5 protein-coding genes are annotated in these 13,474 nt (G+C 71.6%); all 5 read left to right on the top strand.

The annotated features are described in order from the left end of the window. Nucleotides 1-9,052: hypothetical protein (locus tag ACIP5O_RS31950; protein WP_401299780.1), on the top strand; the 9,052-nt coding region annotated here is incomplete at its 5' end. Nucleotides 9,053-9,062: 10 nt separating this feature from the next. Continuing rightward, nucleotides 9,063-9,296 (top strand): hypothetical protein, encoded by a 234-nt coding sequence (locus ACIP5O_RS31945; RefSeq protein ID WP_401299778.1) that lies wholly within the window; start codon nt 9,063-9,065, stop codon nt 9,294-9,296. Nucleotides 9,297-9,384: 88 nt separating this feature from the next. Then, a complete protein-coding gene (locus ACIP5O_RS31940; RefSeq protein WP_401299776.1) occupies nt 9,385-9,966 on the top strand; it encodes a hypothetical protein in 582 nt (193 codons plus the stop codon). A gap of 94 nt (nt 9,967-10,060) precedes the next feature. After that, a complete protein-coding gene (locus tag ACIP5O_RS31935) occupies nt 10,061-11,959 on the top strand; it encodes a 2'-5' RNA ligase family protein (RefSeq protein ID WP_401299773.1) in 1,899 nt (632 codons plus the stop codon). Between the two features lie 167 nt (nt 11,960-12,126). Next, on the top strand, nt 12,127-13,434 hold the full coding sequence (locus ACIP5O_RS31930; RefSeq protein ID WP_401299770.1) for a phage major capsid protein: 1,308 nt from the start codon (nt 12,127-12,129) through the stop codon (nt 13,432-13,434). Nucleotides 13,435-13,474: the final 40 nt, after the last annotated feature.

Here is a 13,474-nt window from a genome sequence, read left to right as displayed (position 1 = left end):
CCCGGAGAAGGTCCGCGCCGACCTCGACTCCCTGCGCGAGGACAACGAGACCACCCCCGAGAACGACCGTGCAGAGGGGACCGACTTCCCGGCCCCGGCTGATGACGAGCAGGCCCCGGCCGAGAGCGACGAGGAGGAGGTCGCCGACGACGCGGCGACGACCACGCTCGACCCGAAGGAGGTCCGCGCCGACCTCGACTCCCTGCGCGAGGAGGAGAGCGCCCCCGAGACGGACCGCACGAAGGCGCCCGGCACACAGGCCCCGGTCGACGCTCCGGACAACGAGGCCTCCCCCGCCGACGAGGCAGCGGAGCGCGACAACGAGTCCACCGGCAGCCAGGCGTCCCCCGAGCCGGAACAGCCGGCCGACAGCGTCGCAGACCGGCCCGCGCCGGGCGACCAGGTCCTCAGCCCCGACGGCCCCGGCGAAGTCATGGTCGTCCACGGCGACTCCGTGCTCGTACGAGCCGAGCGAGGCACCCGCCCGCACGCGTTGAAGGACATCACCCGCCCCGACGGCACCCCGTTCGGCGGCGACCCCACAAAGGAGAACAAGGAGCGGCAGAACGCCGACCGGATCGCACAGGCCGCCACCCGCGAGGGCGCCGAACTGCCCAACGGCCACCGGCTGCGCGACCTCGACATGGAGGCCGGACACGGCACCATCGTGGACCGCGACGGCAACACGATCGGATGGGTCCGCGCGCGGACCGGTGACAACGGCCGTCGCTACTGGTGGAGCCAGGACGCCGACGGCGGATCACCCGGTGACATGCAGTGGCACGAGGACTTGCCCGCTCAGGCGGGACCGCCCCCGCTGCGCGCCGCGGGCATCATCCGCGACGGCATCGACCGTGCGAAGTACGACGGCGGCGAAGACGAGAACGGCAGGCCGACCAAGGTAGAGCGCCGCTGGATCACCCCCGACCGCGCTAGCACCGAGATGACGCTCACCCCGGCCCAGGTCCGGGAGCTGGGCAAGCTCGAACTGTCGGGCACGTACGCCGACGGCACCCCCATCGACACCCTGCCCTGGAACCCGGGCCACCGCCGCTACAGCCCGTACTCCGCCCAGGCCGGCGCGCTCGCCAACGCCGCCCGCGAAGCAGCCGCACAGATGCCGGACACCCCGGAGGGCCGCCGCTCGCGGAAGGTCCTGCTGGGCGCCGCGCGCAAGATGGACTTCCAGCAGTACGACTCCGCTCGACGCGCGGGCAGCATCCCGGCCCCGGGCGAGCACGACCCGTACGACAAGCCGTACGTTCCTCGCCCGGAGGACGACGACCTTGACGCGCCCGAGACCTCCGCACCCCAGGACACGGACACCGACCTCGATGCGCCCGAATCCCCCGCGCCCCAGGACACGGACACCGACACTCCGCAGGACGACGCCGCCGACCACGACCGTGCCGATCCGGCGTCGGCATCTCAGCCAGACGCGGACCAGCCGGACGGCACCACCTCGGGCGGCTCGACGGAGCGCGAAGCGGTCGGCGAGCACGACGGCAAGCCGGTGGAGATCAGCGAAGCCCAATCCGTTCCCCACAAGTACGGCTACGGCGACGAGACCCGGCGCATCGTGTATCTCGACGGCCAGCGAATCGGCTCCCTCCTGCGCGACGGAGACAAGGACGATTGGCTCTCCGAACACGACCTCCACGGCACCCTCGACAAGGCCTGGCACCGCAAGGAGGAGTTCGAGAACCCGGCCCAGGCCGCCGCGCTCGCGGTGGCAGCCGCACACCACGAGCCGCTGCTCGCCTTCCCCCGCGGAGGCTCCCGCGCCGCGGACATCCGGCAGTGGGCCGGTGTATGGGCGGAGCCGCAGCCGGACGGCGTGAACAACGTGTACCTGGACCGCGCGCTCGCGCAGAACGAAGAGGGTTGGCCTGCCGGACAAGACCCCTGGGACGTCAAGCTCTGGATCTCTACCCTGGCAGAAGCGGAGCCCCTGGCCCAGTACGACGAGAATGTCCGCCGCAACCTGGAGGAAGCGCCACAGGAAGGACGCGACTTCCTCGCCGGTCTGGCCGATGACCTGCGCACCTCCGTACGGGAGACGGCCGAAAAGCTGCGCGCGGAACTCCGTCCCGTCCTGGTGGATAACATCGCCACCCGGGCGGGCCGGAAGAAAGCCAGCGAACGGCGCACTGAGCTGATCAACGAGCGGGCCCAGGAGATCCGGGACGCGGTGCGCGAACGCATAGCCCATGCCCGCGCCGAGGCCGCGGAACATGGACTGTCCGAACAGCAGGCGCAGGACTTCCTCGTCAGCGTCGTCGGCGGTGACGACTCCGATCAGGTGACGTACGGGCTGCGCGGGGAGTACCCCGAGGCCCTTCGCCCGCTCACTGCCGCTCTCGCGGACGGCACCGCCTACTGGTCCGCCTTCGCCGGATGGGCCACACAGGACGACAGCCGGAACTGGGCCGGGATGTACTGGAAGAACGGCAGGCGCAGGAGCCTAGGCCTGCCCGCCCTGCCCTCTGCCGACCCGCAGACCGGGACCGGGGAGATGAAGATCGGCGAGGCCGAGCTGCCCAAGGGCATGCGGTGGGTCCGCGGGTCCGAACTCAAGCCGGGTGACATCTACCACCCCACGACCCTCCGGCGTGGCGTCAGCGACGTCTTCGACGGGATGGACTCGCCGGAGTACGTCATCCACACCCACGCCGGCGGCCGCGAGGGGGCTGTCCGCTCAGTGTCCCTGGACGCTGAACGAAGCGAGAGGCCGGTGACCCCCGACGCGTGGTTCGTGCTCGTGGAGAGCCCCGAGCCGGCGGTACGCAAGAAGGCACGCCAGCGGGCCCGCACGGATATCTCCACGGGCTGGAATCTGCCGGTGGATGACGAGACATATGAACTCGGGGGCCCGGACCGCGTGAAGGCCTTGGCGGATCGCGCCGAGGTCAACCTGATCAGGAAGAACGAGGACGGCTCCGAGGAGCTGAGCGTCACCGTCGACGGAGTCGAGGTCGGCCGAATCACCGACCGCTTCCGCAGCAAGCCCCTGGAACACCGGGCGGAGACCATGGACGGCCAGGGCCGTACCTGGCATACCCGAGAGCTCGCCACAGCGGCGCTCGTTGCCGCTCACGACGGCGAGACCGTCTCGACGGAGCAGCAGAACGAGGAGAACGACCACGAGCACGAGACCGCGGAGCAGTCTGCACGGAAGCCGGACGCCGGGCGCCGAGACGGCGAAGGCCATGGGGAGCGCGACGGAACGGGCGGTGATGGTCCGGACAGCGGCGCTGATTCCGATGTGGACGACGACGATGACCGGCCGGACGCGGCCGATCCCGACGAGGATGACGACAACGAGGACGCCGAGCGAAGCAAGCGCCGGCGTCGCCGCGACCGCGACCGGGACCGGGACCGGCCGGACGGTGCAGGTCCCGACAGCGGACCGCGCCTTCCCGGCCTGCCCGGAAACCGCGACCGCGACCGGGACCGGGACCGTGACCGGGGCGGCGACGGTGACCTGTCTCCGGACCTCGACCGGCCCGGCCCGCTCGATGACCTCAAGAACCGGTACCGCTCGGGCGACACCTCCGTGCCCGACGGCGCCGACCCGGAGGAGCACCAGGCGTTCCTGCGTGCGCTCGCCGACAACGACACCCTCACCCTGTCGCCCGGCGGCGGCCTGATCACCTGGTCCGACGACGACGGCCGCACCTGGGAGATCGGCCACGCGAACAGCGGACTGCGCCTCGCTCGCTGGGGCGCGAACGGCGACCAGATCGGCGGCCGCGACGGAGCCCGCCGACTGGCCGGAGCCTACGAAGAGCTGCGGGACGCCGACGGCAACCCGATCGACTGGACGCAGCCCCAGCTCGACCCGGACATGCTGCGCCAGTGGCGGAACGCCCGAGACGAACCGCTGACGGACGCCGTCGACGCCGCCCGCGACCACATCGTTACCGAGCACCAGCGCGACCGCGCGGCCACCCCGGGCGGCGGCCGCGACCACAGCACCGGCACCGAGATTCCGATCGGCGCTCCTGCCCCCGCCAACCAGCCCGAGGGACAGCCTGACGGCGAAACCGCCCAGGAAGGCCCGGCTGCTCGGAACGCCTCCGGCAGCACCGACTCCGCCGGCGGCGCGTCCAGCACCACCTCCGAACGGGAGGAGCAGGACGTCGAGGAGGCGAGCGAAGGCACCCGTGCTGCCGAGCCGGCTGCCGACGACTGGAAGAAGGAGGTCAACGACGGCGCCCCCTTTGGCGACCCGGACCTCGACCTGCGGCCCTTCTGGGACGAAACCGACCGCAAGGGACACTCCCACATCCTCTCCGAGGAGAGCGCCGTCCGCCGTTTCGGCAGCCGCGAGCGCATGGAAGACCTGGCGTCCCGCGCCACCATCGCCGGGCCGCGCCTCCCTACTGACTTTGAGGCGGAGGTGTGGCTGAACGGCCGGCTGATCGGGCAGATCTTCGACCAGGACAACTACAATCGGGAGCTGTACCCCCAGAGCTACGTGCCTCGATGGGAAGTCCTGCCCAACTACTTCCCCACCTTCCGAGAGCCGATTCACCGCTCCCGTCAGGCGGCCATCGCCGAACTCGTCCTGCGCGCCCTGAAGGCCGGTCCCCCGGACCTCGGCACCATCACCGACGAGATGGCGAAGGACTTCAAGCTCGACCACGACATCTTCTTCCCGAAGAACCGGGACCACCAGGGCTTCACCGACGCCGAACTCGAACGCGTCAACGCCCTCGACAAGCTCCTGCGCTCCCTCGGGGAGGGGCATACCGTCAGCGGCAACGTCGCCGACGATCTGGCCACAGCGTTCGACGAACTCACCTGGCTCACCGGCCGCTACAAGAAGCCGAAGGACGAGCCCCAGCTCCACGCCAACCCGGGCCACCTGGCGCACAAGGTCTCCAAGCACCTCGACCGCCTGCGCCCCGAGGACCCGCGGGCCGCGCACCACCAACAGCTCCGCTACCGCGCCGCGATGCAGGCCGTGGCCGACCTGGAGGCGGACGGCGCCGTCGACCGCGCCGAGCGCCTGCACGTCGCCTCCCTCCAGAACGGCGATGTCGTCCGGATCGGCGGCACCCGCCCCACCGGCTCGTTCATCACGAAGACCGGCTACCTGATCGGAGACCCGAAGAAGGTCACCCTGCGCCGCAGCGGCGAGAAGATCCGCGCCTACCGTGTGACCGTCGGCAACACTCCCTGGATGGAGGGCGGCCACTCCGAGACGTTCGTCGTCCCGGAGGATGGCACCGGCCTGCTCGTCGCCCGCGCCGTCGATGTCCGGCGCCGCGACGAGGACCAGAACTACGGTCTCGGCGTCGGAGAGCAGGGCCCGGAGTGGACCTACGACCCGGAGAAGGACGGCGTGGACCACGCCGGCCGTGCCCGCCTGGAAGGGGCGACGGCCGCAGCAGATCGCGGGGAAGAGCCTGCCGCCCCGGCTCCGCAGGAGAGCCGCGACCGCGGCGAGGTGGCACGGGATTCCGCGTCGCGGCGGGAGGAATCAGAGACCAGCGAGCCCGAGCCCGAGGCCAACCGGGAAACCTCCGGGTCGGACAGGAGCACGGCGCCGCGCCGCCGCAAGGAGGAGCAGCCGGCCCGGGACGAGTCGGCACCGAAGCCGGATGCCGCCCCCGAGCCGGTCGGCGGCCGCCGCGCCGAATGGGTACAGGTCTCCGACTTGTCCATGGGCGACCTCGTACGGGTCGACGGCATCACCAAGCGGGGGACCGCCCGCACCCTGGCCGGGTTCGTCGTGGACGGCCCCAAGCAGGTGCCCACCGAGCGCTCCCGCCGCGTGCAGAACATGCAGCGGCTGCTGATCTCCGACACCCCCGACGGGCGCGGGGGACAGCGGCAGTCGATCTGGGTCCCCATGGACGCCACCGCCGCCCGCGCGACCGACGACGAGGCCGACACCCCGGACGGCGCGCCGGCCACCGGCGCCGACTCCGACGTCCTCACCGGCCGTATCGCCGATCGCGTCCCCACCGACGTCTCCGGCCGCGGCCTGTTCCCCGGCTCGATCGTCACCGACAGCCGCGGACGCGAAGGCACCGTCACCGGCGCCAACGACAGCACGGTCTCCGTACGGTGGGGTGACGACCGTGACGACGAGAACATGACCCCCTCGGCGCTCACCCTCACCGACGGTGGAGCGGCACGCCCCTCCGGCTGGACCGAGAAGGGCCAGCGCGTACGGCCCGGCAACGCCGTCACCGACCGCTCCGGCACCTTCCTGGGCACCGTGGAAGAGGTCGACGGGGACACGGCGACCGTCGCCACCCTCGACGGCATGCGCGACATCCCGATCGCCGACGTGCAGGTCGCCGGCGGCGTCACCGGGAAGCCCGACACCGAGCCGAAGCCCTCTCGCGTGGCCAGCACCGAGCCCACCACTGTCGGCGAGCTGGACGAGGGCGACGTGATCGTGCACGACGGCGCCCACGGCCCCGCGACCGGGGAAGTCGTCGGCCGCACCCAGGACGGCGACCGCGTCCAGCTCGATGTCACCGACACCACAACCGGCGAGACGCAGCACATCGACACCACCGCGGACGCCCCGGCCACCCGGGCGCTCGACAGCGACGGAGCCGCCCCCGAGCTCGGCCCGGACGACGCTCCCGACAACGACGACCTGACCAGCCACGAACCGCTGCCGCCGGTCACTCCGGTCGTCGGAGACACCGTCGACCCCCATCTGGCGCCCGAAGAGCGTGACGCCGTCACCGATCTCGGCGAAGGCCCGCTCGACGACCCCGATGCCCAGCAGGGTGCCGCCCGGGTCGCCAACGACCTTCCCCTCACCCCCGAGCAGGCCACCGCCCTCGCCGGGAAGCTCCGCGACCACAGCGACGCGGACACCCCGGAAGGCCGGGCCGCCCAGCGCGCCGCCGACCACCTCGACGCGGCGGCCGGCCAGACTGCCGAGCCCGCCGCCGCACCCGCGCCCGGAACGATCGGCGCCGTCGGCAAGGGCGACCACATCAGCCTCCCCGACGAGAACGACCCCAACACCGTGTCCTCGTACAAGGTCATAGACACCACCGAGCTGCCCGGCGGGATGCGCAGCCTGACCCTGGAGGACTCCGACGGCCTGCGCACCACCCGGTCGTTCGCCGCCTCCGAACCGCTGTGGCAGGTCCCCGAGCCCGACGCCCCGGTGCCGGACCCGGACGAGCAGCGCGACCCCAACCCCACACCCGACCCCGACCGCATCACCAGCGACTACCGCGACGCCGTGGTCCGCGCCGTCATCGACGCCGCCCTGGAAGGCACCAACGACCCGGGCAGCATCCACGCCCTCCGTCAGCAGATCGCCGAACGCCTCACCCCGCAAGCCCTCATGAACGCGATGAAGCACGCCCGTGAGGAAGCCAAGCAGGTCATCGACGCCAACGGGATCACCGACGACGACCGCACCGCGCTGCTGCGCCGTCTCCGGCCGGAAGCCGCACGCGCGCGGCAGGACGCCATCAAGGCGGCCCTGCGCACGCTCAACGACCTGGAGCCGCTGGACGGAGAGAGCGAACAGGACACCGCTCGCCGTGCAGCCGAACTGCTCCGCCTCATCCCGGCCGCTCTGCACGAGGACTCCTCGAAGTCGGACGCCGGCCCGGAGGCCGACCCGGAGGTCGACGCCGCCGTCACCGGACACGTCGATGACGCTGTCGGCCAGGCCCTGGGGCAGGCTGGTGGCGGACAGCCCCTCACCGAGGAGCGCCGCGCGCAGATCGTCGCTCAGCTCGCCGCGCAGATGGCGGCGAACAGGAACGACACCGCACAGCGGATCGCTGCCACCCTGCCCCCCGGCCAGCGCGCCGGCGTCCTGCCGCACATCGTCGCCGCCCTGGTCCTCCTCGCCCGGAAGATCGTCGCGGTCGTGGCCGCGTTCCTGCGGGGCATCGCGAAGGCCTGGCGCAGCAGCCGGGAAGCCCTGCGCAAGCTGCGGGAGAGGATCGCCCGCTTCCGGCACCGACTCATGGACAGGGTGCGCTCCTGGCCGGAGAACCGGCGCCTGCGCCGTCTGGCCGCACGTTCCCTCCCGCAGCCCACCGCGGACGCGGACCTCTCGGACCGGCTCGCCCACTGGACGCGGCTCATGCCCGCACCGGGCCGCTTCGGGCAGGTCTCGCGCCGAGCCCGCTGGTACCTGCCCACCCGCCGGACGACGCTGGAGGCCGGTCAGCTTCCCGAGGTTCAGGACGGTCTGCGGTGGATGCCGGACCGGGCCGTCGACCGCGGCCCCGGCCGTGAGGCCCTGCGGCACCTGGCCGCGCTGCGCGCCGCCGGAACGGACGTCGACGGAGACCTGTCGGCTCGCCTCACCGCCGCTCACCCGGAACTCGGCTCCCACCCGCACAGCACCGTGCGGGACGCGATGGAGTACGCGGCCGCCGCCGAGCGACGCCTGCGCGACCTCACCGCGGCCGCGGCCGGGGGCGCCGACACCGACGGAGAGCTCGATGCCGCCCGCGTCGAAGCACAGGGCGCGCGCCGGGACGCCGTACGGGTCCGCGACCTGTACGCCGATGCCCTGCCCGACGCCGTCCGCGACGTCCTCGCGCAGGTCCGGGAAATGGGCCCCGCCGGTGCGGCCGCGCTCATCCTCACCGACGACAGCGACCCGGACGCCGCCCGCGTCCTCGGCGACATCCAGCAGTTCATCCCCCGCGACTGGCTCGCCCCCGCGAGCGGCCGCATGATCACCGCCCGGCGGGGTGAAGCCGGCGGATACGACGCACACAGCCGCACCGCCACGATCGCCGACCTCGGCGACGACAGCCGCGCCACCGCCATCAACGCGCTGCTGACCCACCTCCAGCGCAGCAACCCGGACGTCCTCGCCGCTCAGGAGGCCTACCACTTCACCCGCACCCACCGGGGCCGCGTCGGAGCCCGCCGCACGACGCTCGACGCGCTCCTCGCCCGGCTCTTCCACGACCAGGCGAGCACAGGTGACCCCGACGCCATCGTGCCCTTGGGCCTGGCGACGCTGTTCTCCGGCGAGTGGTACCTGTCTGATGATCTGCGGGCCTTCCTCCTCGGCCTGCTCGCGACACGATAAGGAGAAGCACATGGTGGTGATGGGCACGCTCAACGACGGAGCGGCCTACCAGGTGGAGATCACCGGCCGGACCGACCGGCCGGTGATCGGCTCCCGCCGCGTCACGGCCCTCGTGGAGCAGCACGCAGGGACGCCGATCCTGCTGACGCCGCTCGGGCCGCGCCGCGACCTTGACCCGGGCGACGCCGAAGCCGTACTCGCGCTGTTGCGACAGGAGACCTACGTGGTCGAGGTGAAGAACTAGGAGGAGCAGGCGGCGGTCCGCCGCGCTCGTCGCCGCGGTCGTCCAGTGCGACGGGACACAAGGGCGAGGCGCCCGCCACCCTCCAGGCGTGGACTACGCATACGCAGTGAAGGCTCTGCCCCCGAACGGCAGTGAGGAACCCGATCCCGAGGCCGACCAGCCCCTGGTACCGCCGCAGGACCAGCGATCTGACGACAGCCGCCCGTGGGCCGGTGACCCCTACGACGAGGGGGACGAGACCGATCCGGCCGAGGCCGTGTTCGGGTTCACCGGGCAGGGCGAAGAGGAAGCCTGGCTCGACAAGGCACAGGACGGCACCCTGACCGGATGGGTCCGGGACGACACCGGCCAGGTCTGGCGCTACTCGGACCCGGACGCCTGGGCGATCGACGTGGACGACGCCGCCATGACACAGACGCACGGCCCCGACGGTGCGGCAGGAGCCGCCGCCCCGCCGGCGGCGGACGGTACGGGCGAGCAGCCGTCACCTCAGTCCGACGGAGCCGACCCGTTCTCCCTGGAAGTCGCAGCCGCCGACGAGGTGCCGCCGCCCGCCGACAGCACCTTCCCGGAGCCCGAGGAGGACGAGGAGACGGAGGAGGACGAGGACCTGGAGGACGAGGAGAAGCCCGCGAGCGGCGCGAAGAAGACGAAGAAGCCGTGGGACTGAGAGGCCCTGAGCCGGCTGACGGCAGCACGCGACGGTAACCCCCGCGCGGGGGCACGGTGCGGCGCGATCATCCCGCCGCCAGAAGGAACCCGTCGTGCCGAGCCCCCCGCCGCCCCGCAACCCGATACCGCAGCGCGGCACCGCCCGCGCCATCTTCGCCGTGACCGGCGTCGTTGACGACGTCCAAGACCTGATCCTGCCCGGGGCGTTCACGCGTACCCTGCGCAGCCGCAAGGTCAAAAGCGTCTGGCACCACGAGTGGAAGGACCCGATCGGCCGCGTCCTCGACATCGAGGAGTGGATGCCCGGCGACCCCCGGTTCGCCACGATCCCCGGCGGCGCGGTCTGGCCCCGGGAGGCCGGCGCGCTCGTCGCCGTCGTCCAGTTCAACCTTCGCACTGGCCGAGGGCGCGACGCCTACGAGCAGGTCAAGCAGTGGCACGACGCCAACGAGGCGCAGTTCTCCATCGGCTACAAGGTGCCGCCGGGCGCGGCGTCCAAGCGGCACGACGGGGTCAGGATCATTCACGATCTCGATCTGTACGAGGTCAGCCCGGTCCTGCACGGCGCCCACCCCCTGACACGCAGCATCGAGGTCAAGTCCGACGCGGTCAGCAGGGTCGGCGGCCTGGAGCACAAGGCCACCTGGTCATCCGTCGAGCTGGAGCAGAAGACCGCCGAATCCCAGACCGGCCGAGGCGCGATGGTCGCCCTGTACCCGCCCCGGGACATCGCCGAGCAGATCGCCCAGCCCGACGGCACCCCGGCCGAGGACCTGCACATCACCCTGGCCTACCTCGGCGACGCCGCCGACCTCGGCGCCCCTGCCGACGATCTGCACGACCTCGTCGCCGAAGCGCTGCGTGCCGCGACCCCATTGAAGGGGACGATCGGCGGCATCGGCACCTTCCCCGACAGCGGCGACGGCATCCCTACCTGGGTCCCCGTCGACGTTCCCGGCCTCGCCGAACTGCGCCAGGCCGTCACCGCCGCACTGGCCACATCCCCGTACGGCCACACCGTCCGCACGAACCACGGCTTCACCCCGCACATCACCCTGGGCTACGACCTTCCTCCCACCGGGCCCGTGCCATCCACCCCCGTGACCTTCGACCAGGTCCACATCGTCCTCGGCCCGGATCGCACGCCCGTGGCGCTCACCGGACCCGCCCCTGACGTCTCCACCCCCGTGCCGGCCGTCGAGACCAAGACCGCGCGCTCGGCCGTCTTGGAGGCCAAGGCCGCCGGCGGCCGCGCCCCCGCCGAACACAAGTCGGCCCGTGCAGCCGTCCTCGAAGCCAAATCCGCCCCGCCTGCCCTGGAGACCACCGTGACCGCGCCCATGCCCTACTCCTACGAGCAGCTTCGCAGCCGCCTCGGCGACGCGGCCCGCACCCTGCTCAGCGACAGCAACGACTGCTTCGTCATGATCGAAGCGACCTACCCCGACCGCGTTATCGTCTCCCACCACCAGGACGACGAGACGCGGACCTACGCCATCCCGTACACGGCCCTCGGCCGCGATATCGACCTCGGGACCCCCCAACGGGTCGAACTGGCCACGGTCGCCCTGCCCGCCGACGGCGCGCAGCGGGCGGTCGACGGAGACGAAGAGGCCGAAGCCCGGTACCTCCAGCCCGCTGCGGGCGCCATCGAGGACGCCACCGCTTCCCTACACCTGGCCGACGCCGCCCCGGGCTCCGTCGAACGGCTCCGCCCTGTCGTACGCGGCCTGCTCCACGCGATGGCACAGAAGGGCGCCCCTGTCGTACCCGACCACGCGCCACTGCCGAAGACGGACGGCTTCGGACTGGACCTGTGGGACTCCCAGTACGACATCACCGACGGGTGGGACGACGAGGACGATGAGGACGAGCCCGCCGAACAGACTGACGCCCCCGCGGCCGCGTCAACCCCGGAAGAGGACGACGAGGATCAGGTCCGCCTCGACCCGGCGGAGGTGAAGGCCGCCCTTGCCTCCCTGTCCTGCTGACCGCTCCATCCCCGTGCTCCCGGCCGCGAAGTCCCCTGCGGCCGGGAGCACGCGACGTTAACCACCTCGGTGGTCTTCAGTGCGCCTCGCGTTGAGGCGTCCCGGTGCTGGCCGGGCGAGCGACGCACGCCATCGCCAAGCCCAGCACAGGGAGAAGACCCACCACCATGGCCACCGCCACCGTCGACAAGAGCTTCCTGAAGTCGCTCACGGCCCAGCTCTCCGAGAAGAGCGCAGAAGCCGAGCGCATCGCCGGCACCTTCAAGGAGGAGAACGGCGCCTTCGTCATCAGCACCGAACAGCGCGCCGCCTACGTCAAGGCCGTACGCGACGCCCAGGAGATCAAGGGCCTGATCGATGCCGCCTCCGGCGCCGAGTCCATCGGCAACTACCTCGACGCTCCCGAAGGCGGCGCACCCGCGGCCGCCCAGCACTACGGTGCTCCGCAGCGCGGCACCGAGTTCAAGTCGCTCGGCGACATGTTCGTCGAGTCCGAGGCCTACCAGCGTGCGGCGGCCTCCGAGTTCAAGGACCGTCCCTTCATCCGCGCGGAGATGGAGGGCAAGTCGATCTTCTCGCTCTCCGCCGGCACGCACACCCACCAGGCCCTCGGCACCGGCCAGGAGCTCCCGCTCACCGAGCTCCAGCGCCGCAAGATGCACATCCGCGACCTGTTCCCGAAGGCCAAGACCAAGTCCGCGTACCTGCTCGGCGTCCGCGAGACCGGCTGGGTCAACAACGCGGCCCAGGTGAAGGAACGTTACGCCTCCGACGGCGTCTCCCCGGCGACCGGAGCGGACTCCGACGTCTTCGGCCGGGCCCCGCGCTCGAAGCTCACCCTTGAGCCCGTGATGTATCCGGTTTCAGAAATTTCCCACCTAATCGACACCCACAAGAACATCCTGGCCGACGACGCGAGGCTCAAGACCTTCATCAACACGCGGATGGTCGAGGGCGTGAAGTTCGCCGAGGACTACGACCTCCTGCACTCCGTGGGCGACGGGCAGAAGTTGACCGGTCTGTTCAACGTCCCCGGGGTCCAGCAGTACACCGGCAACGCCAAGGACAAGTACAGCGTCCAGATCCGGCGAGCGATCACCAAGAGCCTGCTCGCCGAGTACGAGCCCACGGGCCTCGTCCTGTCCCCCACGATGTGGGAGCACGTCGAGGTGGAGGAGGACGACACCGGGGCCTTCCGGGTCGCCCTCCAGGTCGCTGTCGGCGCAGTCAAGCAGGTGTGGACCGTCAACGTGGTCCAGACGACCGCCATGCCGGACAGCCGGTACCTCCTGGGCGCGTTCGGCATGGGCGCCCAGCTCTACGACCGGGAAGCCGTCTCCGTCACGATCAGCTCGGAAAATTCGGACAATTTCGAGCGGGGTGTGATCACGGTCCGAGCGGACGAAAGGCTCGCTCTTGAGGTACCGCGACCCGAGAGCTTCGTCCTGGGCTCCTGGACCGAGCCGACTCCGTAAGCAGCGCGAACACCCCTCCCAGCAGGGCCGGGCGGACGCG

Source organism: Streptomyces sp. NPDC088915, assembly GCF_044749825.1.
Taxonomy (GTDB): Bacteria; Actinomycetota; Actinomycetes; order Streptomycetales; family Streptomycetaceae; genus Streptomyces.
The sequence above is the reverse complement of the archived record's forward strand: the minus strand, read 5'-3'. Positions and strand labels throughout refer to the sequence as shown.